Source organism: Streptosporangium saharense (assembly GCF_014203715.1).
In the GTDB taxonomy this organism is placed as follows: domain Bacteria; phylum Actinomycetota; class Actinomycetes; order Streptosporangiales; family Streptosporangiaceae; genus Streptosporangium; species Streptosporangium saharense.
Genome location: NZ_JACHJP010000010.1, coordinates 246587 through 271027, shown reverse-complemented (window position 1 = coordinate 271027; position 24441 = coordinate 246587). Strand labels below are relative to the sequence as shown.

General features: G+C 70.7%; 20 protein-coding genes. 9 read left to right on the top strand and 11 right to left on the bottom strand.

The genetic code is table 11. The features are described from left to right. Positions 1–2: 2 nt before the first annotated feature. From FHS44_RS33530 to FHS44_RS33505, 6 genes are all read right to left on the bottom strand, one after another. Positions 3–647, bottom strand: a complete 645-nt coding sequence (locus tag FHS44_RS33530; RefSeq protein ID WP_184722298.1) for an SDR family NAD(P)-dependent oxidoreductase — start codon at positions 645–647, stop codon at positions 3–5. A 119-nt stretch (positions 648–766) separates the two neighbouring features. Further along, the gene (locus FHS44_RS33525; protein WP_184722295.1) at positions 767–2725 is read right to left on the bottom strand and encodes a Xaa-Pro dipeptidyl-peptidase; all 1959 of its coding nucleotides are present in this window, start codon (positions 2723–2725) and stop codon (positions 767–769) included. A 100-nt stretch (positions 2726–2825) separates the two neighbouring features. Continuing rightward, complete coding sequence (locus FHS44_RS33520; protein WP_184722292.1) at positions 2826–3827, bottom strand: glycoside hydrolase family 6 protein; 1002 nt, start codon at positions 3825–3827, stop codon at positions 2826–2828. A gap of 10 nt (positions 3828–3837) precedes the next feature. Next, positions 3838–5859 (bottom strand): galactose oxidase early set domain-containing protein, encoded by a 2022-nt coding sequence (locus FHS44_RS33515; RefSeq protein WP_184722288.1) that lies wholly within the window; start codon positions 5857–5859, stop codon positions 3838–3840. Further along, positions 5856–7568 (bottom strand): glycosyltransferase family 2 protein, encoded by a 1713-nt coding sequence (locus FHS44_RS33510; protein WP_184722286.1) that lies wholly within the window; start codon positions 7566–7568, stop codon positions 5856–5858. The genes FHS44_RS33515 and FHS44_RS33510 overlap by 4 nt, the downstream gene beginning before the upstream one ends. A gap of 280 nt (positions 7569–7848) precedes the next feature. Further along, positions 7849–8961, bottom strand: a complete 1113-nt coding sequence (locus FHS44_RS33505) for an MBL fold metallo-hydrolase (protein ID WP_184722283.1) — start codon at positions 8959–8961, stop codon at positions 7849–7851. 269 nt (positions 8962–9230) lie between these two features. Here FHS44_RS33505 and FHS44_RS33500 point away from each other — a divergent pair, with 269 nt between their 5' ends. After that, positions 9231–10448: an MFS transporter gene (locus FHS44_RS33500; RefSeq protein ID WP_184722280.1), complete on the top strand. Its 1218-nt coding sequence runs from the start codon at positions 9231–9233 to the stop codon at positions 10446–10448. On the opposite strand, the gene FHS44_RS33495 is transcribed toward FHS44_RS33500, so the two are convergent. Continuing rightward, positions 10436–10735: a thiamine-binding protein gene (locus tag FHS44_RS33495; protein WP_184722277.1), complete on the bottom strand. Its 300-nt coding sequence runs from the start codon at positions 10733–10735 to the stop codon at positions 10436–10438. The two genes, FHS44_RS33500 and FHS44_RS33495, sit on opposite strands and share 13 nt — an antisense overlap. A gap of 59 nt (positions 10736–10794) precedes the next feature. Between FHS44_RS33495 and FHS44_RS33490 the strand changes: the two genes are divergently transcribed. From FHS44_RS33490 to FHS44_RS33455, 8 genes are all read left to right on the top strand, one after another. Next, positions 10795–11466, top strand: coding sequence for an endonuclease V (locus FHS44_RS33490; protein ID WP_184722275.1), 672 nt, complete (start codon positions 10795–10797; stop codon positions 11464–11466). A gap of 28 nt (positions 11467–11494) precedes the next feature. After that, the gene (locus FHS44_RS33485) at positions 11495–12484 is read left to right on the top strand and encodes an ankyrin repeat domain-containing protein (protein ID WP_184722271.1); all 990 of its coding nucleotides are present in this window, start codon (positions 11495–11497) and stop codon (positions 12482–12484) included. Between the two features lie 12 nt (positions 12485–12496). Then, complete coding sequence (locus FHS44_RS33480; protein WP_184722268.1) at positions 12497–13045, top strand: hypothetical protein; 549 nt, start codon at positions 12497–12499, stop codon at positions 13043–13045. A gap of 340 nt (positions 13046–13385) precedes the next feature. Beyond that, positions 13386–14348, top strand: a complete 963-nt coding sequence (locus tag FHS44_RS33475) for a LysR family transcriptional regulator (RefSeq protein ID WP_312863911.1) — start codon at positions 13386–13388, stop codon at positions 14346–14348. A 169-nt stretch (positions 14349–14517) separates the two neighbouring features. Next, the gene (locus FHS44_RS33470) at positions 14518–16242 is read left to right on the top strand and encodes a M28 family peptidase (RefSeq protein ID WP_312863910.1); all 1725 of its coding nucleotides are present in this window, start codon (positions 14518–14520) and stop codon (positions 16240–16242) included. Between the two features lie 319 nt (positions 16243–16561). Next, positions 16562–17935, top strand: a complete 1374-nt coding sequence (locus FHS44_RS33465; protein ID WP_312863909.1) for a hypothetical protein — start codon at positions 16562–16564, stop codon at positions 17933–17935. Next, positions 17932–19074 carry an ARPP-2 domain-containing protein gene (locus tag FHS44_RS33460; RefSeq protein WP_184722263.1) on the top strand — a complete coding sequence of 381 codons (1143 nt, stop codon included), beginning with the start codon at positions 17932–17934 and terminating at the stop codon, positions 19072–19074. The genes FHS44_RS33465 and FHS44_RS33460 overlap by 4 nt, the downstream gene beginning before the upstream one ends. Before the next feature lie 114 nt (positions 19075–19188). Continuing rightward, entirely contained in the window at positions 19189–20688 is a 1500-nt protein-coding gene (locus FHS44_RS33455) for an MFS transporter (protein WP_184722260.1), read from the top strand. Between the two features lie 4 nt (positions 20689–20692). On the opposite strand, the gene FHS44_RS33450 is transcribed toward FHS44_RS33455, so the two are convergent. From FHS44_RS33450 to FHS44_RS33435, 4 genes are read right to left on the bottom strand one after another with little or no spacing between them, the layout of a single operon-like run. Then, complete coding sequence (locus tag FHS44_RS33450; RefSeq protein WP_184722257.1) at positions 20693–21838, bottom strand: LLM class flavin-dependent oxidoreductase; 1146 nt, start codon at positions 21836–21838, stop codon at positions 20693–20695. Continuing rightward, a complete protein-coding gene (locus FHS44_RS33445; RefSeq protein WP_312863908.1) occupies positions 21835–22800 on the bottom strand; it encodes an ABC transporter substrate-binding protein in 966 nt (321 codons plus the stop codon). The genes FHS44_RS33450 and FHS44_RS33445 overlap by 4 nt, the downstream gene beginning before the upstream one ends. Before the next feature lie 23 nt (positions 22801–22823). Beyond that, on the bottom strand, positions 22824–23555 hold the full coding sequence (locus FHS44_RS33440; RefSeq protein WP_184722251.1) for an ABC transporter ATP-binding protein: 732 nt from the start codon (positions 23553–23555) through the stop codon (positions 22824–22826). Then, positions 23528–24355 carry an ABC transporter permease gene (locus FHS44_RS33435; protein ID WP_312863907.1) on the bottom strand — a complete coding sequence of 276 codons (828 nt, stop codon included), beginning with the start codon at positions 24353–24355 and terminating at the stop codon, positions 23528–23530. Before FHS44_RS33435 ends, FHS44_RS33440 begins: the two co-directional genes overlap by 28 nt. Between the last annotated feature and the right edge of the window lie 86 nt (positions 24356–24441).

Genomic DNA, 24441 nt, shown 5'->3' with positions numbered 1-24441 from the left:
CCTCAGCCCCCGTGGACGACCTCGTGCTCCCACTCCGAAGGCGGCTGGGTGTGCAGCCGCCAGTAGTGCTCGGCGATGTCGTCCGGGTCGTAGGCCGTCCCCGGGGCGACCGCTCCGGCGACGGTCACGCTGGCCACGTGGACCCCGGCCGCGCCGTACTCCTGGTCGAGCAGCGTGACCAGCGTCCGCACGCCCGCCTTGCTGAGCGAGAGGCTCACGTACTCGGCCCTGGGCTCGGGCATCCCGCCCGTGACGATGAACGAGCCACCGCCGCGTTCGGCCATCCCCGGCGCGACGTGCGCGGCCGCGGTGAGCGCGCCGACGACGTTCACCGCCCAGACGTCCAGGTGCTCCCGCACGGACAGCTCGCCGGGCGCGTCGGGGCGGACGATCGCGGCGTTGTAGACCACGGCGTCCGGTGGGCCGAGCTCGGCCGCCGCCGCGTCGAGGGCCTCCCGCAGGGACGTCTCGTCGGCGCTGTCCGCCGTCAGGGTGACCACCGGGCCCCCCGGGATCGCCTCGGCCACCGCCTTGACCGTTTTGTCGGTGCGGGCCACGAGTGCGACGGGCAGCCCCTCGCGCGCGAAGCGCGCCGCGACGGAACGTCCGATCCCCGAACCCGCACCAATGACGATAATTCCTGACATGTTTCCCCCTTTTTGGGCGCCGTCCCCGATGGATCGGAGCGTAAGACCTTCACATTGGTGTGAAGGTCAAGGGGGCAAAGAAGAACGCCCTCCGGCGCCGGGCCGGAGGGCGTTCTTCGTCAGGAGAGACCGGTACGGCCCCCGACGAGGGGAAGGGTGACCGAACTGGCGCCCGGTTCGACCGCGACCCTGGTCCCCGCGGGGAAGCGCAGGGTGAAGTCACGGTCGGTCGAGACGAGCACGACGCCGATCCGGTGTCCCGGCTTGACCACGTAGTCGCTGGGCTGCAGGTCGAAGGCGAAGTCGTAGAACCTGCCCTCCTTCAGCAGTTCCGTCCTGGCGGCGGAGTTTCGGTTGCGCACGTCGAGCCACCCTCTGGTGATGATCTTGTAGGGGGCGGTCTCCGTGACGTGCTTGGCCAGGTAGGTGCAGCCGGTGTCACCCGGCACACCCTGCCCGTAGCAGTACGGCTCCTGGCTGAAGATCACACCTCCGGTGGCGCGGGTGTCACTGCCGTAGTCGACGAGCAGCGCGGTGAGGTACGGCGAGCGCCCCCCTGCGAAGGAGGCCCTGACCTTCACCTTCGGTGTGCCGGACAGGCGGACCTGCCCGTCCACCGGCTCCGACAGGTAGGCCAGCCGGTTCGGGTCGGTCGTGACGACGTCCTGGGCGAGCTGACCGGCGGTGCGGCTCCCCTGGTCGACGAAGGACTCGACGCCGTGGCCGTGCGGGCGCCGCGACCCCAGGGTGCCGTTGCGGTCGTGCGTCCCGGCGCCGAGGTTCAGCCGGACGTCACGGGTGCCGGGAAGCGGCCAGGTGGCGTACTGGGCCCACTGCTCGGGACCCGACTCCACGTCGGCCCTCGGCTCGTCCAGGATGCCGTTGCGCAGGCCGTACAGGTAGAAGTCGAACCAGCGGTGCAACTGGCGCAGCCACTCGGCGTTGCGGGAGGCCAGGGAGAAGGGGTTGAAGTGGGGGCCCTGGTGCAGCCAGATCTTGCGCTGCACGCCCTGACGGGCCAGGGCGTCCCACCACTGGACGGTCTGCTTGGTCTTGACGTTCCAGTCGTTGAGCCCGGCGACCGCGAAGACGGAGGCGCGGACCCCGCGCACGTGGTTGAGGTAGTTGCGCCGGTCCCAGAAGGGGGAGTAGTCGCCCGTCACCCGGTCCTGGTCGCGTTCGATCCCGTTGACCAGGGCGCCGCAGGCCTGCTCGGCGTTCTGCCTGGTCAGGACGTAGCGGGCCAGGATGTCGGTGTCCTCGCCCTGGTAGCCCTCGGGGGCGACCACGCCGCCGTTGGCGCGGTAGTAGTCGTACCAGGAGGAGATCGCCGCGATCGGCACGATGGTCTTGAGGCCCCTGACTCCGGTCGCGGCGACGGCGTTGGCGAGCGTGCCGTTGTAGGAGACGCCGATCATGCCGACGTTGCCCGTGGACCAGTCGGCGCGGACCTGGTTGCCCGCGGCGTCGAAGGCGCGGGCCCTGCCGTTGAGCCAGTCGATCGCCGCCTTCGGCCCGGCCGTCTCGTTCTCCAGGCCGGAGGTCGGGCAGCCGGTTGCCCGTCCAGAGCCGAGGTTCTCCACCAGCACGACGGCGTAGCCGCGCGGGACGAAGTAGTTGTCGTAGTAACCGCGGAAGGGCGGCGCGACCGCCCGTGAGGCCGGGGGACGCTCCCCGGCACCGAAGATCGCCTCGCTCAGACCGTCGAGCTTGTTGCGACGGTAGTCCATCCCCGAGGGGTCGGAGGCGTCGAGATCGACCGTGTGGTTGACCACGGTGTTGGTGCCCGCGTAGTAGGGGCTGGACTCCATGATGACCGGGACCTTCAGCCCGGACGCGGTCTCCTTGGGCCGCATGATGTCGACGGCGACCCGGTCCGGGCTGCCGTCACGGTCGCTGTCCACGCCGGCGACCTCGACGAACACGGTCTCCGTGAGGGCGTCGGCGCGTGAGTAGACCGGTTTGGTCTCCTCGTTCTCGATCGGGGCGGGCGCGGATCGCGCGGCCGCCGCGGGCATGACGACGCCCGAGGGTACGGCGACCGCCATGGCGATGAGGACTGTCTTCCATCTGTTCATCGAGGGGGACTCCCGAAGGCCGATGAAGATTGACAACTGCAGTCAATGTCCAGCAAGCCGAACTTCACCGACAAGATCCGGGAGGTAACGAATTCTGTGACTACTTAGCGTTACGAGCGAGATCCAACGCGTAGTCGTGGTACCAGGTCCCCGGCGCGGGCTCGCCCCGGTGGCACTCGCCGTCCGACTCACCCGGCCGTTTGACCCACAGGAAGGCGTCCACCCGCTCACGGCCCGTCTGGGTGGTCGGCGCCGTGCCCAGGGCCCGGCCCGCCGGGTTGCACCAGGCGTCGTCGCCCTGCGCGCCCTTCGGCGAGCCGTTGCCGTTGCGCGAGGTGTCGATCACGTACGGCGCGCCGCCCAGCGCCTCGGAGAGCCGCCCGGCGACGGCGACGCTCTCCTCGACGGTGAAGAAGTTGCTGACGTTGAAGGCGAACCCGTCGGCCGTCGTGACCCCCGCGCGCCGCATCGGATCGACCCAGGCGCCGGGGTCCCTGATCCAGCCCGCGTTGCCCGCGTCGAGGTAGACCCTGGTCCTCGGCTGCCGTTTGAGCGTCTCGACGGCGTCCTTGAGCAGGTCGAGGCGTTCGTCCGCCTTGCCGCCCTGCGTGCAGTTGTCGAGGATGTGCGCGAGCGCGTCCGGTTCGAGGATGACCCAGGCGGGGCGGTCGGCGAGGCCCTCGGCGAAGCGGCGGATCCAGGCGCGGTACTCGTCGGGGTTGGCGGCGCCGCCCGCGGAGAACTGGCCGCAGTCGCGGTCGGGGATGTGGTAGGCCACTAGGATCGGCACCCGGCCCGCCTTGGCCGCCTTCTGGGTGAGGGCCTCGACCCGGGGCGCGGGGTCGGCGTCGCCGATCCAGACGGCGGTGGGGCGCTCGGCGATCCTGCCGACCAGCTCCGCCTCCTGGGTCTTGCCCTCCTCGCGCAGCCTCCTGACCTCCCTGGCCGCGGCCCCCTCGTCGTCCACGTAGAAGTTCGTCCCCGTGCCTCCCGTGCTTCCGGTGGAGGACGACGGCCGTACGGCTGACGGTTCCGGTCCCGCCGTACAGGCCGTCGCCATGGCGAGGGCGAGCGCGGCGGCGGCGCGGCCGTAGCTGTTCAATCGTGCTCCCTCAGGCTCGACCGTCCAGGACGTGGACCCAGCGGGCCTGGGACGGTGTTCCCTTTTGTGTGACTCCGAACATCATGTACCAGCCTGGCGGCATGAGTGCGGGGTTGGTGGGGAGCGTGACGACGATGCCGCTCGGCACCCGGGTGAAGTCGATCTCGATGGAGCGCTGCTCGACGTCGGTGACGTGGGTGACCGCGCTCGGCCGCATGAAGCGCACCTTGGCGATGCGCTCGCCGTCCGGGGTCTTGAAGCCCGCCCTGCCACCGAGCCTCACCTGCTGCCGCCCGTCGGTGAAGACCGGGCGCCGCTCGCCGTTGTGCAGGTAGGGAGGGGTGTAGATCTCGACCCGCTGCTCGAAGCTGCCGGGGACCGAGCCCTCCCCGTTACCGAAGAGCGGGTCGGAGCCCATGCTGAGCACCCGGCCGTCGGGCAGCAGCAGGCCCTCGGCGTGGTAGTTGCGGCCGACGGCGGGGGCGGCGGCCTGCCGGAAGGCGTTGACCCCGGGGTCGTAGAACTCGGCCCGCAGGATGTTGCTGTCTCCCCGGCCCCGGTAGTCGCCGGAGCCGTTGAAGGTGAACACGGTGTCGTCGGGCAGCAGCACCGCCGAGGAGTAGCGCACGGGGTGGGAGAGGTTCGGGCCGCGGACGTAGCGGGGCGCGGGCTGCCTGAAGTCGATGATGGCGGTCCTGTCTGTGGAGTTCTTCAGGCCGGGCTGGCGCTCCCCGACCGGTCCTCCGCCCAGCACCATGATCTTCTGGTCCTGCGCGGGGGGCAGCATCACCGAGGCGCCGGTCTCGTTGAGCTCGGGCTCGGGCAGGCCGGGCACCGGGGTGAAGGCCTCCGTCTCGTCCGGCGCGAGACCTCCGGGCGCCCCGGCAGTCGGCACCAGGCGGTCGGTGTCGTGGCGGTAGTCCCACACGCCGGGGGGACGCATCGCGAGCTGGCCGGGGCCGTACCCCGCGCTCATGCCGGAGAAGAAGAGCGTGTCGTCGTCGAGCAGGAACAGCGCCGGGTAGGTCGGGAAGAAGCGCCGGGGGCCGGGGCTCCACTTCTTGGTGGCCGGGTCGTAGATCTCGTTGTCCCTGGTGACCTGGCCGACCACGTCGAGCCCGGAGACCGTCATCACCCGGCCGTCGGGCAGGCCCGTCAGCGTCGGATACCAGCGGCCCTCGGTCATGTTCTGGACCCGGTTGTAGCGCTCGGTCACCGGGTCGAACTCGAAGGCGTCCTTGATGCCCTGGAAGTCCTGCTTGCCGAGCGTCATGCCGCCGCCCATGGCGTACAGGTTGCTCTTCTCCCTGTCGGTGGCCAGTCCCTGGATCTCGTACTTGACGGAGCCGTCGGCGGCGTCGAGCACGCCGGAGGCGCCCTCGGTGACGGACTCGGCGAACACCTTGGTCTCGCTGGGCGTGACCTTCGCCCTGCCGCGCACCCCGGTCTCGGTCTTTGTCGCGGGCGGCACCATGATCATGGTGGTGGTGCGGTAGAGCCGTCCGTCGGGGGCGGCGACCAGGGTGCCCTCGGGCAGGTGCTTGGTGAGGTGCGGGTTCTCGTTCTTCACCACCAGCGGCCCGGCGGCCCGTTTGACCTTGTCCTTGAGCACCTCGAAGCGCAGCGTGCCGCCCGCGATGAGGAGTTTGCCGTCGGGCAGCATGACGTGGCCCGAGCAGAAGAGGTCGACGGGGGTGTCCACGTGCTTGAACTCGTCGGGCTGCCCCGGCCTGGACGGGTCCCACAGCACGGTGTTGAAGGTGCCCTTGTCGAAGTTGACGATGTTGTTGCCGGAGCCGGCGACGATGAGCACCTTGCCGGTGCGCAGCAGCGCCGCGTGGATGGCGTTCACCTTGAACCGGTCGGGGACGTTCAGGAAGCTCCAGTGGCCGTGGCTCGCCTTGTAGTCGTCGCGGTTGATCTGGTACTCGTGCCACTCCCGCTGGGCGAACCCGGCGACGGCCGGGAGGTTGACGCCGACGACGGCGGTCACGATCCCGGCGACGACCAGGTTCTTGCGCAGCCTGCTCATCGACTTCTCCTAGCGGTCCACGCCCAGGCGACCAGGGGCCCCAGGCAGATGACGAGGGCGAGAATCCCCCACAGGGTCATGGCCAGGTGAAGGTGGCCGGTCCAGAAAACGTTGAGCAGCAGGCCCCCGCCGAAGATCGCGGCCCACCACAGGTGGATGCGGAAGGTCGCGACCCGGTCGGGGCTGGCCGAGTCGCCCTTCGGGGTGACGACGAACCTGCTGGGGCGCCGCAGCGCGGCCCCGACCAGGGAGGCCACGTAGATGGGGGCCGACAGCGCCGACATCACCATCCCGGCGACGCCTGAGGAACCCTCTGGCTCGTGCGGGCTGACGTTGTGCCTGCGGTTCCAGGTGTAGAGCATGACCTGCAACAGGGCGGCGTCGCCGTACAGCATGAGCCAGACGTCCATCGGCACGGTCACGCCCGAGCCGCCGACCGCCATGAACAGCACGGCGCTCAGCCCCGCCAGCAGCCAGTTGAGCGCGGACATGGGATAGAACGTCACCATCAGCGTGTAGTTGAACAGCCTGCCGGGCGACAGGCGCGGGGCGGCCCGCCAGAACTGGGTCAGCAGCGTCTCGTAGGTGCCTCGGCTCCAGCGAAGCTGCTGGGTGAAGAAGTCGGTCCACGACGTGGGCCCCTCCCCCACGGCCAGCACGTCGGGGGTGTAGACCGACTTCCAGCGCTGCCCGGTCTTCGGGTCGCGGGCGCGGTGGAACTCGATGCCGGTGGCCATGTCCTCGGTGATCGAGTCGTACAGGCCGCCGATCTGCCTGAGTGCCCTGATCCGGACGGCGTTGTTGGTGCCGACGAACATCGGCGCGCCGTAGCGGTTGCCCGCGCGCTGGATCAGCGAGTGGAACAGGAACTGCTGGCTCTCGGCCGCCTTGGTGACCCCGGCCGTGTAGTTGCCGTAGACCTGGGGGCCGACGACGAAGGCGACGCCGGGGTCGCGGAAGTAGCCGAGCATGCGCTCGCAGAACTCCGGCAGCGGCACGTGGTCGGTGTCCACCGAGACGAAGAAGTCGTAGTCGTCGCCGTGGGCGTCCAGCCAGCTGTTGTAGTTGCCGTGTTTGGTCTTCGCCCTGAAGGGTCCCTTCTGCTGGTTCCACTCGGGCACGCCCCTGCGGGTGAAGTGGTGGGCGCCCAGCCAGTCGCACAGTTCGTGGATCTCCGGGTCGTCGCCCTCGTCGAGCAGCCACACGTCGAGCACGCCCCGGTGGCGGATCTTCAGCGCCGCGGTCAGGGTCCGCCTGACCATCTCCAGCGGCTCCTTGCCGGGTACGCAGGTGGTGATGAAGGCGACCCTGCTGCCCGGCTCGGGCCCGACCGGGACGGGGTCCCTGGCCGCGAGCATGGCGTGGACGTTGGAGACCACGCTGACCAGCCGGAACAGCTCGATCATGGCGATGGCGACGAGCATGATCCGGTCGGCGACCGGTAGGTACCACGGGAGCCCGCCGTACGGGTCGGGGCGCTCGGTCCAGTGCTCGGGCAGCAGCAGCCAGACCATCAGCGTGAACTCGACCAGCAGCGCGGCGACCATCAGCAGCACCGCGCGCACCCGGTGTGGCTCGCTCGCCAGCAGTGAGCGGTATCTGACCCGGTACGGCTCGCCGGGCTCGGGCTCGGTGATCGGCCCGGCCAGTCTGCTGAAGCGCTCGTAGTCGTAGAGGGCCGGCCTCGCGGTTCCCGTGCCGGCGCTCATCGTGTTGGTGGCCTCACCGCGCGCACGCAGAACCCCGGCACTGTCCCCCCAGGCGGATCACATGGGCCGCCCTGCCGGAAGGCATGGCCGTCGCTGGCCCATAGATCGGTAAACGATGATCCATCATATTCTCAGGGGTAAGCCAGACATCACCGGTAACATGAGGATCTGCACCGTTACCGGGAGACTCTCAGATTCTTCATGGAACGGTCCAGAAACTACCAAACTTTCACCCCCCGTCGCGCGGCGGGGGGTGCTCAGTTCGGGACGTAAGGCCAGGTCACCCGCCCAGCAGCTCCCACCAGCCGTCGGGAGCTGGCGCGTCACCGGCGTCGATCCGCTCCCCGGGACGCGGTACGGCCAGCCGCACGTCCCCGGCCTTGGCCTCGCGCCACAGGCGGTCGACGGGCTCGGCCCACGGGTGGAAGGCGAGGGTGAAGCTCGCCCAGTGCACGGGCAGGAGCACCTCGCCGCCCAGGTCGAGGTGGGCCCGCACCGCCTCCTCCGGGGTCATGTGGATGTCCGGCCAGCTCGGGCTGTAGGCCCCGACGGGCATGAGCGTCAGGTCGAAGGGGCCGTGCTCGGCGCCGATCCCGGCGTAGCCGTCGAAGTATCCGGAGTCTCCGGCGTAGAAGACCCGGTGCCGCTCCCCCGCGACCACCCACGACCCCCACAGCGTCGTGTCGCGCCTCAGCGTGCGCCCGGAGAAGTGCCTGGCGGCGGTCGCGACGAACCGCAGGCCCGCGACCCGCGTCTCCTCCTCCCAGTCAAGCTCGACGATCCGCTCCCTGGGCACGCCCCAGCGTTCGAGGTGGGCGCCGATGCCCAGCGGGACCAGGAAGGGGGCCTGCTGCAGGGTGGTGAGCGCGCGGACCGTCGCCAGGTCGAGGTGGTCGTAGTGGTCGTGCGAGATCACCACCGCGTCCAGGGCGGGCAGGCCGACCAGCGGCGCGGGCATCGGGTGCAGCCGCCTCGGCCCCCCGATCGGCGTGGGAGAGCACCGCTCGCTCCACACCGGGTCGAACAGCACCCGCCGCCCCTCGATCTCGACCAGCGTCGTGGCGTGGCCGTACCACAGGGCGCTGACGCCGTCCGTGGACGGCGGGACCAGGGGCTCGCGCACCACGGGGATGCGGCCGGGCGGGCGGCGTCCGTCACGGTCGAGGACCATCTCGGTCAGGATCTTGACCAGGCTGCCCCTGGGCACCGACGCGCTGGGGACGGCGTTGTGGAAGGCGCCGTCGCGGAACCTCGGGGAGCGGCGCATCCGCTCCAGCCGCTCGCCCGTCGCGCTGCCGCCGAGCGCGGCCGGGACGTCCCGCAGCGCCCACCCCACCGCGGCCAGTGCCAGCCCGCCCGCGACAAGACGCCCAGCCCGCCCGTTTCCCGCCATCCGCCCACACTCCATAACACTGTCGGAAACGACCTCGCTGTCGTAACTCGCGGCCCCGCGCCGGTGTTCCCGTTCCGTGTGATGGCCACGACGGACAGTTCCATTCTTCTGAGGACGAAGGTCTCTCGGAGGGGGGCCGTCGCTGGTACGCTCCGCCCGACAGTGAGCTGTCAAGGATCGTCAAATGTCATGAAAAGTCGTACGGCTCGGCGGCGTACGGCGGACCTCATCTCTGCATCCGTGCACGAACGGCGCGACGAGGATGGGCCATGGAGACGAACGGCGTACGGCCGGCGCTGATGCTCGCGGTGGCCACCGCGGGGTTCACGGTGAACTTCTGGGCGTGGGCGCTGCTCAGCCCCCTTGGTCCCCACTTCAAGCGGACGCTCGGTCTGTCCGCCTCCCAGCAGGCGCTGCTGGTCGCGGTCCCGGTGATCATCGGCTCCCTCGGCCGGATTCCCGTCGGGGCCCTCACCGACAGGTTCGGCGGCAGGGTGACCTTCCCGCTCGTCTCGGCCGCCGCCGTCCCACCTGTCCTGTTCGTCGGCCTGGCCGGGCAGCGGTCGCTGACGGCGCTGCTCGCGGGCGGGCTCTGTCTCGGCGTCGCCGGGACGATCTTCGCGGTCGGCGTGCCGTTCGTCGCCTCCTGGTTCCCGCCCGAGCGCCGTGGCCTGGCCGTCGGCGTCTTCGGGATCGGCATGGGCGGCACGGCGATCAGCGCCCTGACCACGGTCGGGCTGACCGAGGCGGGCGGCCCGGTGGCGCCCTTCCTGCTCACGGCGGGGGTGCTGACCTGCTACGCCGTCGTCGCCTGGCTCGTCCTGCGGCACCCACCCACCACCGTGAGGCCGAAGGCGCCGAGGGCCTCGGGGGCGCGGATGGCCGCCGCGCTGCGGTTGCCGATCACCTGGCAGGCGTCGGTCCTGTACGCGGTGGCCTTCGGGGGGTACGTCGCCTTCTCGGTCTATCTGCCGGTCTATCTGCAGACGGCCTACGGGCTCGGGCAGGCGGACGCGGCCCGCAGGATGGCCGGGTTCGTGCTCGTCGCGGTCCTGGCACGGCCCCTCGGCGGCTGGCTCTGCGACCGCTCGGGGCCACTTCCCGTCCTGGTCGCGGTCTTCGCCGTGCTCGCGGTCTGCGCCGCGGCGCAGTCGTTCACCCCGCCCCTGGTGCTCACCGGCACGGCCGCCTTCCTGACCATGGCCGCGGCCTTCGGCACGGGCAGCGGGGCCACCTTCGCCCTGGTGACCCTGGTCGCCCCGGCCGACCTGGTCGGCTCGGTCACCGGCCTGGTCGGCGCGGCGGGCGGCCTGGGAGGGTTCGTCCCGCCGCTGGTGATGGGGCTCGACTACGGCAGGCTCGGCTCCTACGGCCTGAGCCTGGCCCTGCTGGCGGTGGCGTCGCTGGTGACGCTGCTGATGACGGTGACCACGGTCCGCTCGACGCTGCGGCGCCACGCGGCCCCCGCGCGGTGTCAGGCGAGGTAGTTCTCCACGGTCGCGACCTTGGTGTCGAGCCCGCCGTCGCGTCCCCTGCGGATGTCGGCCTTGAGCACGAGGCTGACCCGGCCGCACCGGGCCTCGACCGCGGCGACCGCGTCCCGCACCACGTCCATGACCTCCTCCCAGTTCGCCCCCTCGACGGTGGTGAACATCGCGTCCGTCCGGTTCGGCAGCCCCGAGGCGCGGACCACCCGCACGGCCTCGGAGACCAGCTCCCCGACGTCCTCGCCCGTGCCGATCGGGGTCACGCTGAACGCCACAAGAACCGACATGTCACTCTCCTTCACCCGCTGCTACGACGTCACCCCTCAAAAATAGCGATCATGTGTACATGAAGGTACGAACGCCCCGCACCGTCGCCGAAGCCGAGGCGATCCAGGACGAGCTCCGGTCACTGGTCGACCTGACGGGACCCGGCCCGCTGCGGCCCGCCAGGGTCGCCGGGGTGGACGTGGCCTACGACGGGGAACGGCTCGCGGCGGCCGTGGCCGTACTGGACGGAACGACACTGGAGGTCGTCGAGCGGGTGGTCGTCGGTGGCCGGGTGGCCTTCGACTACGTGCCCGGCCTGCTCGCCTTCAGGGAGATGCCCGCGCTCGTCGAGGCGCTCGGACGGCTGGGCACGCCGCCGGACCTGGTCGTCTGCGACGGGTACGGCCTGGCCCATCCCCGCAGGTTCGGCCTGGCCTGCCATCTGGGGGTGCTGACCGGTCTGCCCACGATCGGCGTCGGCAAGACGGCCTTCGTCGGCTCGTACGCGGTTCCTGACGCCGCGCGGGGGTCGTGGAGCGAGCTGGTCCTCGACGGCGAGGTGGTCGGGCGCGTGCTGCGCACCCGGGACGGCGTCAAGCCGGTCTTCGTCTCGGTCGGCCACCGCGTGGACCTCGAAACCGCCTGTCACAACGTCCTCGCGCTGACCCCGCGGCACCGTCTTCCGGAGACGACTCGGATCTCTGACCGGTTGTCACGTATGGGTTTGATCGAAAATGTCGCCTTCGAGTGATTTGATCCTGTCATCGAGAAGAGACGAGGTGACAGTGGGCGACATCGAGTGGAGTGAGATCACCGGCGCGTGGAGCGACACGAACCTGAGGGAGATCCGCGAACGACTGGCCGAGGGGTTCGACCCCGGACAGTGGCTTCCCTGGCTGGACTCGACGCCCCTGCACCAGGCCGCCCAGGAGGGCGCGGTCCGGGTGATCGGGCTGCTGCTGGCCGCGGGGGCGCAGGTCGACTCGACAGACGGCGACGGGGTCACCCCCCTCTGGGAGGCCGTACGGCACGGCCAGGACGACGCGGTCAGGCTGCTGCTGGCCGCGGGGGCCGATCCGTGGCGGCCCTGCATCGCCGGGCGCTCCCCCGGCCTCCAGGCGCTCTTCACCGAGTTGGCCGGTCTCTTCTCCGACCTGCCCGGCGCTCCCCGGATAGGCCCGAAGCTGCGGGAGATCCAGGAGACCGTGGACGACATGATGTTCTCCTACGAGGACTACCACGAGGAGTTCTGCATCTCCTTCGTCGGCGGCGTCGCCGAGGAGGAGGTGGTCCGCCGCCTGGGGGCCGTCCCCGAGCACTGCCCGCCCGTCATGGGCGGGGAACTGCGCCGGGCCGAGCACGAGTCCCCCTTCGAGACCGTGCGGATCGCGAGCCCTCCCGGTGGCGGCGTGGTGCTCTTCCAGTCGGAGGGCATCCTGCCGGTGCACGACAGCGTGGCCCGCCGCGTCACCTCGGGCGGCGGGGTCCTCGCCGGGGGCTTCCCGCTCACCAGCGGCTCGATCGACATCTGGCGGGACGGCGTCAGCGTCGCCAGGCCCTCGGTGCACGAGCAGCTCGGCGACGACAGCCCGTTCGAGCTGTGGATGTGCCGCTTCGGCGACTGCGGGGCGCACCCGTCGACCGCGACGGAGCGGGTCCTGGCCCTGATGACGCTGCTGACCGCGACCTACGTCACCGAGGAATGGCTGTGGAACACCCCCACGCGGGTGGTGCCCATCGAACTGCGTCAGACAAGCCGAGGTGGATAGAGTCGCAAAATCATGAAAAAACACACCATGACCACGCTGTGGGACGAGATCCCGGACGACGCCGACGATCTCCTTGTGGTTCGTGGCGGATTCAGAAGATATCTGTGCCTGTGCGGTAAACACCTGCCCGACCGCGACGCCGCCGAGCTGCACGCGATGGAAACCAACCAGTGCACCACCTGCCTGGGCACCACGACCGAGCAGATCACCCCGAACTTCTCCCAGCCCTGCACCTCGTGCGCCGCGACCGGCAAGCGCAAGGCCCAGCTCAGTTGGGAACTCGCCTACGCCGAGGCCGAGGCGCTCATCACCGTCGAGCTCGTCCGCAAGCTGATCACCCCGCTGACCGGGCCCTTCCGGCTCTCCGAGGTCGCCGACGCCGTACGCGCCACCCTCGACCTGCCCGTCGGCAGGCTGCCCGTGGGCCCCCGGGTCCGCGACGTCCTGCGCGGCCTCGAAGCGGGCGGCGAACTCGTCCTGGTCTCCGCCCCCGACGAACTCCTGCGCGGCACCACCGTCGTCCTCTACCGCGACCCCTACTGGCAGCACGCCGCGAAGTGAGCCTCCGGTCGTACGGCGGGCACCCGGCCAAGGTCCGCCCGCCGTACGAGGCCTGATGTGGCCAGCCCATAGGATCGGTCCACGAGGTGCCCGGCTGCCCCTTCCCTCCCCTTGATCCCATCCGTCCACGATGGAGATCGAATGCCGTTCACCGGCCGGAGGGGGTGTGAAAATGTCCCTTTTGTTCCTTGCAGCGACTCCATATCGAGCCGTCATATGCGATTTGGTATGCGGCTCCGCGACGCCACAAGCTGCACAGACGCCGATATCCGGCCCAGGGAAACGGCACGCCACAAAGTTGGGCCTTACCGGAAAGGTTCTTTACTATTAACCTTCTGGTGTGGACCTAGAAGTGCGTCATTTACGGGCGATCTGTGCGATCGCCGACTCGGGCAGCATTTCCAAGGCGGCGGCAGCTCTCAAGATGTCGCAGCCTGCGCTCGCCACACAACTGCGACGCATCGAACGCATGTTCGGTGGGCCGCTGTTCGAGCGAGGCCGGGAAGGAGCACGGCCCACACAGCTCGGCATGTGGGTGCTGGTCCGTTCACGCTCCCTGCTGCCGGCCTTCGACGAGCTTCGGCGTGACGGCATGCGCTACGCCGAACAGGCCGCGGAGAAGCTCAAGATCCGGGTGGGCTGCATGTCCAGCCATTTAGCGATAAATGTCATTAAGTGCCTCCATGAACTATTGGCCGGAGCGGACATCACCGTCCGCACCGAGGAGGCCATGGACCTGCTGCCCGGTCTGCTTGAGTCCGAGCGGCTCGAACTCGCCACGCTCGGGGACTATCCGGGACACGAGCTCACCCCTCCCCCCGGGGTGGTCTACGCGGGTGTCGCCGTCGAGCCGATCTTCATCGGCCTGGCCGCTACCCACCCGCTCGCCCAGCGGGAGGAGGTGGAGCTGCGCGACCTCGCCTGCGAGGACTGGACCCTGCACGCGCTCGCGGAATCAGGACACCGGGAGCACTTCTGGGCGGCCTGTGCCCGGCAGGGCTTCGCGCCGAAGATCGCCTACTCCGCCGACCTCAGCCTCGCCATCGACCTGATCGCCGCGGGACGCTGCGTCGGCATGTTCCAGGCGACCAGCAAGGGCTACCCGGGCATCGTCATCCGGCCGCTCGCCGGGACCCCGCTACGGTTCCGGCACATGATCGGCTGGACCGAACACGGCCCCATCGCGAGACACGGGCCGGACCTGGTCCAGGCGGTCACCAAGACCTATTGGTCAGAGGTACGGCGCGCACCTGTCTACGCCTCCTGGCTGAGGCGTCACGTGCCGCTTTCTCCGCCGGTCTAGATGACCATATCCCTTTCCTGCCGGGTTTAGCCGACCATATCTCCAAGTTATCCACATTCGTGGGGTACTCCACCCGGTCCCCGAAGTGTGAGCTTTGGTCCAGCCCAAACCCTCAGGGCTCCTTGCATCCCTCAAACCCCCCAAGGGACACCGAGAGGAGTCACCCCGCGTGAATCCCAAGGTCAAGTTAGGCGCGGTCGCCGTACTGGCCGCCGTCGCCATGGCCGCATCATCCGTGGCGAGCGCCACAACCGCCGTCGCGGCCCCCGCGGCGAGCACCAACGCCGCACTCGCGGCACCTGATCTGTCCGTGAGCAACATCCAGGCGCACCTGCAGCAGTTCCAGTCGATCGCCAACAGCAACGGTGGAAACCGCTCGTCCGGTTCCGCCGGCTACACGGCGTCGCTGAACTACGTGAAGAACAAGCTTGAGGCCGTGGGTTACACCACGCAGACCCAGAGCTTCAGCTACAACGGGCGCACGCACTACAACCTGATCGCCAACTGGCCGTCGGGTCCCGCGAGCCCCACCTTCATGCTGGGCGCCCACCTGGACAGCGTGACCGCCGGACCCGGCATCAACGACAACGGCTCCGGCTCGGCCACCCTGCTTGAGCTGGCCCTGACCATCGCCAACCTCAAGCCCAACCTCAACAAGCACCTGCGCCTGGCGTGGTGGGGTGCCGAGGAGCTCGGCCTGGTCGGCTCCAAGTACTACGTGCAGAACGGCGGCGCGAGCGGAGTTGACACCTACCTCAACTTCGACATGACCGCCTCGCCCAACCCGGGCTACTTCGTCTACGACGACGTGCCGGCGATCCAGAAGGTCTTCAACGACTACTACGCCAGCAAGAACATCCCGACCGAGATCGAGACCGAGGGCGACGGCCGCAGCGACCACACCGCCTTCAAGAACGCGGGCGTCAAGGTCGGCGGCGTCTTCACCGGCGCCTCGACCCGCAAGACCTCGGCGCAGGCGGCCAAGTGGGGCGGCCAGGCCAACGTGGCGTTCGACCGCTGCTACCACTCCTCGTGCGACACCACCAGCAACATCAACGTCACGGCGCTGGACGTCAACGCCGACGCGATCGCGAACGCGGTGTGGAAGCTCGGCGTCACCGACGCTCCCTCCAACGACTACTCGCTGTCGGTGAACCCCTCCTCGGCCACCGTGCAGGCGGGTTCCTCGACCACGGCGACGCTGAGCACCCAGCTCGTCTCCGGCAGCTCGCAGTCGGTCTCGCTGAGCGCCTCCGGCGCCCCCGCGGGCACCACCGTGTCCTTCAGCCCGTCCACCGTCTCCGTTCCCGGCAGCTCGACGGTCACCATCGCCACCTCGGCGTCGACCCCGGCGGGCACCTACAACATCACCCTGAACGGCAGCGCGGCCAGCGGGACCAAGTCGGCCACCTTCAGGCTCACGGTCGGCGGCCAGCCCCCGACGGACGACTACTCGATCTCGGTCAACCCGAGCTCGCTGAGCGTCCAGCCCGGCGCCTCCGCGACGTCCACGGTCAGCACCCAGACCACCTCGGGCAACGCGCAGTCGGTCTCGCTGAGCGCCTCCGGCGCCCCGTCGGGCACCACCGTGTCCTTCAGCCCGGCCACCGTCACCAGCGGCGGCAGCTCCACGGTCACCGTGGCCACCTCGGCCTCGACCCCGGCCGGTACCTACACCATCACGGTCAACGCCAGCGGGACCGTGACCCGTACGGCCACCATCACCCTCACCGTCAACGGCGGTCAGGGTGGCACCGAGTGGGCGGCGTGGAAGCCGTACGCCGTGGGTGACGTCGTCACCTACAGCGGCTCCAGCTACCGCTGCATCCAGGCGCACACGGCCTACCCCGGCTGGGAGCCGCCGAACGTGCCCGCCCTCTGGCAGAGGCTCTGAACCGCTGACCGGTTCTGAGCGAGGCACAGAAACCAACCAGGAAACCGGGTGACAGTACGGCGGGCGGCCACAACCGCCCGCCGTACCTGTGTCCGCGGCCCCGGAGAAATAGGGCTGAAAGCGGAAAAAGGCCGGTGTTAGTCTTCCAGCGCCGGCCGCGGGACTCCGGTGCGACTTCCGGAACCCGCCTGTGAAGCGATGATTCGCAGTTCGTGCCCCCATTCCCCGGCCGGCCTCGGCATCGGACCCGGAGGCGACGATCGAGACCCAGACGGAGACGCACGCGGACCTGATCGCCGCTGACGACGTCCTGCTGTTCGTGAACGCCGCGATCACCTCGACCGGCCAGCGGGAGTTCCACTCCGGCGAGCAGGAGCAGAGCCTCTCTCTGGACTTCCTGCACCGCTACCTGCTGGGCAACTACCGCGAGCTGTACGCGGCCACCCTCGCCCTGGACGTCAACGACCACAACGCCGTGCTGATCGCCACGAACCTGCTGACCACGGCGGCGGAGGCGGATCCGGCCCGGCGTCGCGCGGAGGGGCGGCTGATCGCCCGCAGGCTCGCCCTGCTGCCGCCGCCCCGCGTCTACGGGCTGTTCCGCGCGCTGCGCCGCGCCAGGGTCAACAACCGGCGCACCAGGGCGATCATGCGGGACTGGCTCGCCGCCCGCCCCGACCTGGCGTTCGACGCGGTGAAGTACCGGGGCGCCGTCAAGGACGTGGTCCGTCACGCCCACCTGAGGCCGGGCGGGGAGCTGGGGCCGTTCCTGTTCGCCCCGCGCGGGAAGGCCGCCTACGCCACGCCGATCCTGGAGACGTGGCGGCGGGCCCACTACGAGCAGGCCGCGCTGTACCGGCTGCCCTACACAGTGGCGGAGGGGTTCGCGGCCAAGCACCGCATCGCCCGCGCCACCTTCCTCGATCGCATCGCGCCCCAGCTCACCCGCCTTGAGCGGCTGCGCCTGCAGGAGTCGGCGCGCGGCCTGAAGGCCGACGCGGTGCGGGCCGACCTGACCACGATGCCGCTGACCCGGCTGGCGTCCTACGTGCTCTCCCTGTCCCTGGACGAGCGCGCGCACCGCCGTACCGAACTGACGGCGGCACTGCGGGCGGCCGCGCGCCGGGCCGCGGGCGGGCAGGCGGGGCGCTGGGGCTCGGTGGTCGCCGTCCTCGACGACAGCTTCTCCACCTACGGGTCGGGCCACAAGCGCCGCCGTCCGCTCGCCGTCGCGCTCGCCTGTCACTTCCTGCTGGAGGCGCTGGCCCGCGAGTACACGCCGCTGTGGCTCTCCGGCCGCTCCGACGCCCTGCTCGTCCATCCGTACGGCGCCACGCCCCTCGGTGAGCGCGTCCTCGACGGCCTCGATCGCCGCCCCGAGCGCCTCGTCATCGTCTCCGACGGGTGGGACAACGCGCCGCCGGGGCTCGCGGGAGAGGTGCTGCGGATCTGGCGCACCCGGCTCGACCCGCACCGCGCCTGTGCCGTCGTGCACCTCAACCCGGTCTACGACGCCGCCGACTTCGACGTGCGGCGGCTGGCGCCGACCGTCCCGACCGCCGGGATCCGCGACGCGGAGAACCTCGTCGCCCTGGTCGAACTGGCCCGGTTCGCGGACGGGCGCACCGGGCTGCCCGAACTGCGCGCTCATCTGGACCGCCGGGTCGAGGAGTTCCTCGGGGAGGACACGTGACGGCTCTCACCCTCACCGGGCTGTCCACCCGTCCCGCGCAGGTGTGGGGCGGCGTACGGCTCGTCCCACTGGTCCGTCAGGAGCCGATCGAGGACCTGCGGCTCGACGCCAGGATCTACGACGCGGACCTCGGCGTCGTGCAGGTGGACGCGCGGAGCGTGTACTCCTCCTACATCCCCCACGGGTTCGTGGCGGACTGGACGCGTGACGGCACCCCCGCCGCGGCGTACGGAACGCAGCTCCGGGGAGCGGCGGAGCGCGACCGCCCGCCCAGCAGGGCGCCGCTGCGCTTCCACCGCCGCATGGCCCGCAGGACCGACAGGAACCGGCTGCGGTTCCTGCCCCTGCACCTGGCGCTTGAGGGCTACCTGTCGCTGCACTTCGGCGGCCCCGAGATCGCGTGGGAGGAGTGGTCGCGCCGCGCGATCGACAGGGGGCTCTCCCCGCGCGTCGAGGAGGCCTACGTCGGCGCCCAGGTCAGGGGCCTGGGGGACGCCCTGCGCGTCTTCGAGATCCATCCCGGCCAGTGCGGCGTCGTCGTCCACGTCGCGGACACGCTCGCCGCCGTCTTCGTGGTGCCGCACCCCGACGACTACCGCGCCCTGCACTCCACCCTCGTGCACGACCTGTACGGCGAGCTGATCCACCACCACGCGACGTACGGCATGCCGGTGGCCGACTTCCGGCCCCGCGCCGTGGGCGCCTCGGTGCGCTCCCTGGCCGAGCTGCGCGCGTGGGCCCGCGAGCAGCGGGAGGGGTGGGCGGCCTTCCACGACCGGGTCATGGCGGACGGGCTGCTGGGCGCGGACTACACCTACCAGCGTGTTCACACGATGGGGAGATACCGCCTGTCCCGCTTCCTGCCGTCCTTCGAGCGGCAGCGCGAGAACCACATCGGTGAGCTGATCACCGACGACACCGGGCGGCTCGTCTACCTCAAGACGTTCCGCCTGTCGGAGAACCAGGTCCGGCGTGGTCATCTCCTGACCCGGCTCGCCGCCTGCGGCTGGAACCTGGCGGAGACCGCGGCCGCGCTCGACGTGACCGAACGTCAGCTCGCCCTGCGGATCGAGGCCGTGGGCTTCGGCCATCTCCTCCGTCAGGACGTCCTCGACCGCTACCGTGCCCAGGCCCGGTGAGTTCCCGCATACCCGAAAAGGGTAGGTATGTCGCACTAAGTCCACCACGACCATGACCAAGGCGGCGATGATGCTCCTCAGCACAGCTCCCATGCCCCACCGGGACGGGAGCGCATGAGCGCAGGGACGCCGGTCACGCGGTCGCGGGAGGAGGAGGCCGATCCGCGCCGGTGGAAGGCGCTGACCGTCTGCCTGGTCTCCGGGTTCATGACCCTGCTCGACGTCAGCATCGTCAACGTCGCACTGCCCGCGATCCGCACCGGCCTCCACGCGCCGCAGAGCGACCTGCAGTGGGTGGTCTCCGGGTACGCGCTCACCTTCGGCCTGGTGCTGGTGCCCGCTGGGCGCTTCGGCGACATGCGCGGCAGACGCAACGTCTTCGTCTTCGGCGTCGCCCTGTTCACCCTGGCCAGCGCGGCGGCCGGGATCGCCATGAGCTCGACGTTGCTGGTGCTGGCCAGGCTCGTGCAGGGCGTGGCGGGCGGCATCATCAACCCGCAGGTCAGCGGGCTGATCCAGCAGCTGTTCCGGGGGGCGGAGCGGGGCAGGGCGTTCGGCATGCTCGGTGCGACCATCGGCATCTCCACCGCGATCGGCCCGCTGCTCGGCGGCCTGCTCATCCGCCTGGGCGGCGAGCACGACGGCTGGCGTCTCGTCTTCTACGTCAACGTGCCGATCGGCCTGCTCGCCATCGCCCTGGCCTACCGCTACATCCCGCGCCGCCCCCCGGAGAGACGCACGCGCAAGAGCATGGACCCCGTCGGCGTGCTGCTGCTGGCCGCCGGTCTCCTGCTGATCCTGCTGCCGCTCGTCGAAGGCCAGCAGTGGCAGGGTTCGGGCAAGTGGCTGCTGCCCCTCGCGGGACTTGCCGTGATCGCGCTCTTCGCCCTCTGGGAGCGCCACTACGGCCGCCGCCGCGAGCCGATGGTCAACCTGTCGCTGTTCGGCAGGCGCTCCTACACCTTCGGCGCCCTGATCGCGGCGCTCTACTTCGCCGGGTTCACCGCGATCTTCTTCATCCTCACGATCTACCTGCAGAACGGGCTTGGCTACTCCCCGCTCGCCGCGGGCCTGGCCAGCACCTCGTTCGCCGGAGGCTCGGCGGTCGCCTCCATGCTCGGCGGGCGGGTCACCGTCAAGTACGGCAGGCCGCTGGTGGTCACGGGCCTGGTGATGGTGCTGATCGGCCTGGCCGTCACCGAGCTGGCCGTACGGCTGAACGCCGGGCCCGGGGTCGCCTGGGCCATCGCGGCGCCGCTGCTGCTGGCCGGGCTGGGCAGCGGCCTGGTGATCTCGCCGAACCAGACGCTCACCCTGGCCCAGGTGCCGGTCGCCGAGGCGGGCACCGCGGGCGGGGTGCTGCAGACAGGCCAGCGGATCGGCACGGCCATGGGCATCGCGGCGATCGGCTCGGTGTTCTTCGCCGTGGTCGCCTCCTCCCACGGCGACTACGCGACGGCGTTCAGGACGGCGCTGCTGGTCACCATCGGCTTCGTGCTGGCCGCGCTGGTGGTCGCGGTCGCCGACGTGCTCGCCGACCGCAGATCACGCCCACCGGGCCGCCCCGAGGGCCAGGAGACACCGTCGGGAGCCCGGCGCTCGGCGAGGCGGTGAAGCCCTACAGGCCGGGGACGCGGGCGCGCCCCACCGGGACCGCGTGGTCGTCCCGGGCCGGGCGCAGCCGGGGAAGCACCCCCTCGCCGAACCAGTAGGCCTCCTCAAGGTGCGGGTAGCCGGACAGCACGAACTCCTCGATGCCGAGCGCCGCGTACTCCTCGATCCGTTCGGCCACCTGGGCGTGGCTGCCGACCAGCGCCGTCCCGGCACCACCCCTGACCAGGCCGACCCCGGCCCAGAGGTTGGGGTGGATCTCCAGGTCGCGCGCCGTACCACCGGCGAAGTCCTCGTGCAGGGCGAGCATCCGCCGCTGGCCGACCGACTCGCTGCGCCCGAGCGCCTTCCTGGCAGCCTTGATGTCCTCGGGGTCGAGGGCGCCCAGCAGCCGTTCCGCCTCCGCCCAGGCCTCCCGCTCGGTGTCCCTGGTGATCACGTGCAGCCGGATGCCGTACCTCAGCGTGCGTCCCCGCTCCTCGGCGAGGCCGCGGATCCACTTGATCTTCTCCGCCACCTGGTCCGGCGGCTCGCCCCAGGTCAGGTAGACGTCCACGTGCCCGGCCGCGACGGGTCCCGCCGCCGCGGACGAGCCGCCGAAGTAGATCTCCGGGACCGGGTCCGGCGCCTCGGCGACGGTCGCGCCCTCGACCCGGTAGTGCCTGCCCTCGAAGTCGTACGGCGTGCCGCTCCACGCCCCGCGCACGACCGAGAGGAACTCCCCGGTGCGCTCGTAGCGTTCGTCCTTCGCCAGGTGGTCGCCGAACCTGACCTGCTCGGCCGTCTCGCCCCCGGTCACCACGTTGAGCAGGAGCCTGCCCCGGGACAGCCGCTGGTAGGTCGCGGCCATCTGCGCGGCCAGGGTTGGCGAGAGCAGGCCGGGGCGGAAGGCGACAAGGAACTTCAGCCGTTCGGTCTCCCTGGTCAGCGCGGCCGTGACCAGCCAGGCGTCCTCGCACCAGGAGCCGGTCGGGGTCAGCACGGCCTCGAAGCCGAGCTGCTCGGCCGAGCGGGCGATCTGGGCGAGGTACTCGATGTCCGGCGGGCGGAAGGCCGCGCTCTCGGAACGGCCGTGGCCTCTCTTGAGGCCGTGCCCGCCCCCGGTGAGGACCCGGCTGTCGCCCGCGGTGGGCAGGAACCAGTGGAACTTCACGAGGACTCCTCCACGGTCGCGTCGAAACGGGTGTCGACGATGTCGGCGATCCTGACGGGCTTGGGGATGAGCCCGGCCTCGGCGAAGGCGTCGGCGACCAGTTGCTCGCGGGCGATCACGTCCCCGGCGAGTTTGAGGTCCCTGAACCCGCCGCGCTTGACGGCGGAGGCGATCACGTCCCCGTCCACGCCGGTCAGCCGGGCGAAGACCTTCGCCCACTCGTCCTGGTGCTCGTTGGCCCAGCGGTGTGCCTTGCGCACGCGCGCCAGATAGTCGCCGAGCGCGGCGGATCTGGCGGGGTCGGCGAGGGCGTCCCGGCCCGCGATCTCGAACTCGAACCCGTTGGCGTAGCCCTCGCCGTCCACCAGGATCCTCGCCCCGGCCTGTGCCTGCGCCTGGGCGGTGTAGGGGTCCCAGATGGCCCAGGCGTCGACCTTCCCCGAGGAGAAGGCGGCCAGGGCGTCCGGGGGCTGGAGGTACTGCGGCTGCACCTCGGTGAAGGCGAGCCCCACCTTCCTGAGGACGACCAGCAGGTGGAAGTTGGCCGAGCTGCCCTTGGCGACGGCGACGCGTTTGCCCTTCAGGTCGGCCGGGGTCCTGATCGGCGAGTCCTTCGGGACCACGATCGCCTGGCCCCCGATGCCCCGCTCGGCGACCCCGACGATCGAGATCTTCGCCCCCGCCGCGGCGGCGAACACCGGAGGGGCGTTGCCGACCGCGCCGAAGTCGATCGAGCCCGCGTTGATGGCCTCCAGGATGGGGGGTCCCGAGGTGAACTGGGACCAGGTGATCTTGTAGGGGGTGCCGTCGAGCTGGCCGGCCGCCTCCAGCAGGGCCCGCAGCCCGGCGCCCTTCTGGTCGCCGACGCGCAGCGTCACCCGGGACAGGTCGTCCCCTCCCGCCTGGCCGGTCCCGCCGCAGGCCGCGGTGGCCAGGAGCAGGACGGCCAGGACGGCGGTCACGAGGGATCTCGTGCGGCGGTGGTTCATACAGTTCCCTCCGGGGTGACGCCGAGCCTGGCGAGCAGGGTCGAGCGCAGGGCGACGAGGTCGGGGTGCTCGCGGTGGCGGGGACGGGGAAGATCGACCGGGGACTCGTGGGCGATGATCCCCCGGTCGAGGACCAGGACGCGGTCCGCCAGGAGCAGGGCCTCGTCCACGTCGTGGGTGACGAGCAGGATGCCGGGGCGGTGGCGCTCCCACAGGTCGAGCACGAGCCGGTGGATGGTGATGCGGGTCAGGGCGTCGAGGGCGCTGAAGGGCTCGTCGAGCAGGAGCAGGCCGGGCTCGCGGACCAGCGCCCTGGCCAGGGAGGCCCGCTGCGCCTCCCCGCCGGACAGGGTCAGCGGCCAGGCGTCGTGGAGGGCGCCGAGTCCCACCTCCTCCAGGGCCGCCAGGGCGGCGGCGCGGGGGTCGGGGACGCGCAGCCCGAGCGCGACATTGGCCAGCACCCGCTTCCACGGGACGAGCCTGGGCTGCTGGAAGGCGACCGAGACGGTGCCGCCGACCGAGACGGCGTCCCGCGTCAGCGGGTCGAGCCCAGCGAGGGCCTTCAGCAGCGTGGACTTGCCGGAGCCGCTGCGGCCGAGCAGGGCGACGAACTCGCCCTCGCGGATCTCCAGATCGACGCCGTCGAGGACGACGCGCCCGCCGAACGAGCGGCTGAGGCGGGTCACCTTCGCGGCGGGGACTACCGCTGCGGGAAGCTCTGCCGCCATGCCAGGGCCCTCCTCTCCAGCAGGCGCACCAGCGCGTCGGTGAGCAGCCCGAGGATCGCGTAGACGATCAGGCCGACCACGATCACGTCGGTGCGCAGGAACTCACGGGCGTCGTTGATCATGTATCCGAGACCGGCGTCGGCGTTGATCTGCTCGGCGACGATCAGCGCGAGCCAGGCGACGCCCAGGCTCTGCCTGAGCCCGACGAGGACCTGCGGCAGCGCGCCGGGCAGCACGATGTGCGCGACCAGTGCGGTACGGCTCAGCCGCAGCACCCTGGCCAGTTCGGCGAGGCCGCCGTCGACGCCGCGGATTCCGGAGAAGGTGTTGAGGTAGAGGGGGAAGAGCACGCCGAGGGCGACGAGTCCGATCTTGGGCACCTCACCGATGCCGAACCAGAGGATGAACAGCGGGATCAGCCCGAACAGCGGCAGGGCCCGCAGCATCTGCAGCAGCGGGTCGAGGGCGTTCTCCCCCGCCCTGCTGAGCCCGGCGACCAGCGCCAGGCCGATCCCGGCCAGCGCGCCGAGCAGGAAGCCGAGCGCCGCCCGCTGCAGGGAGACCGCGATCGCCTCGGGCAGGACGCCGGTCCCGACCAGGTCCGCGGCCGTCGAGACGATCCTGGCGGGTGAGGCGAGCAGACGTTCGGGGAGCAGCCCCGCGCTGCCCGCCGCCTGCCAGACGGCGACGACGGCCAGTGGGCTGAGCAGGCGCTGCCAGGCGGTGAAGGACCGCGAGACACGTGGCCTCGCCCGTACGGCCTGGCCACCCACCCTCGCTTCGGCGACGGGAAGAGACACGTGACGACCTCGTTACAGCTGGGGGGCTGGGTTCCGCCCATCGTCAGACATAAAACCCACAAAGTCAATCGGTAATAGGGGTTATA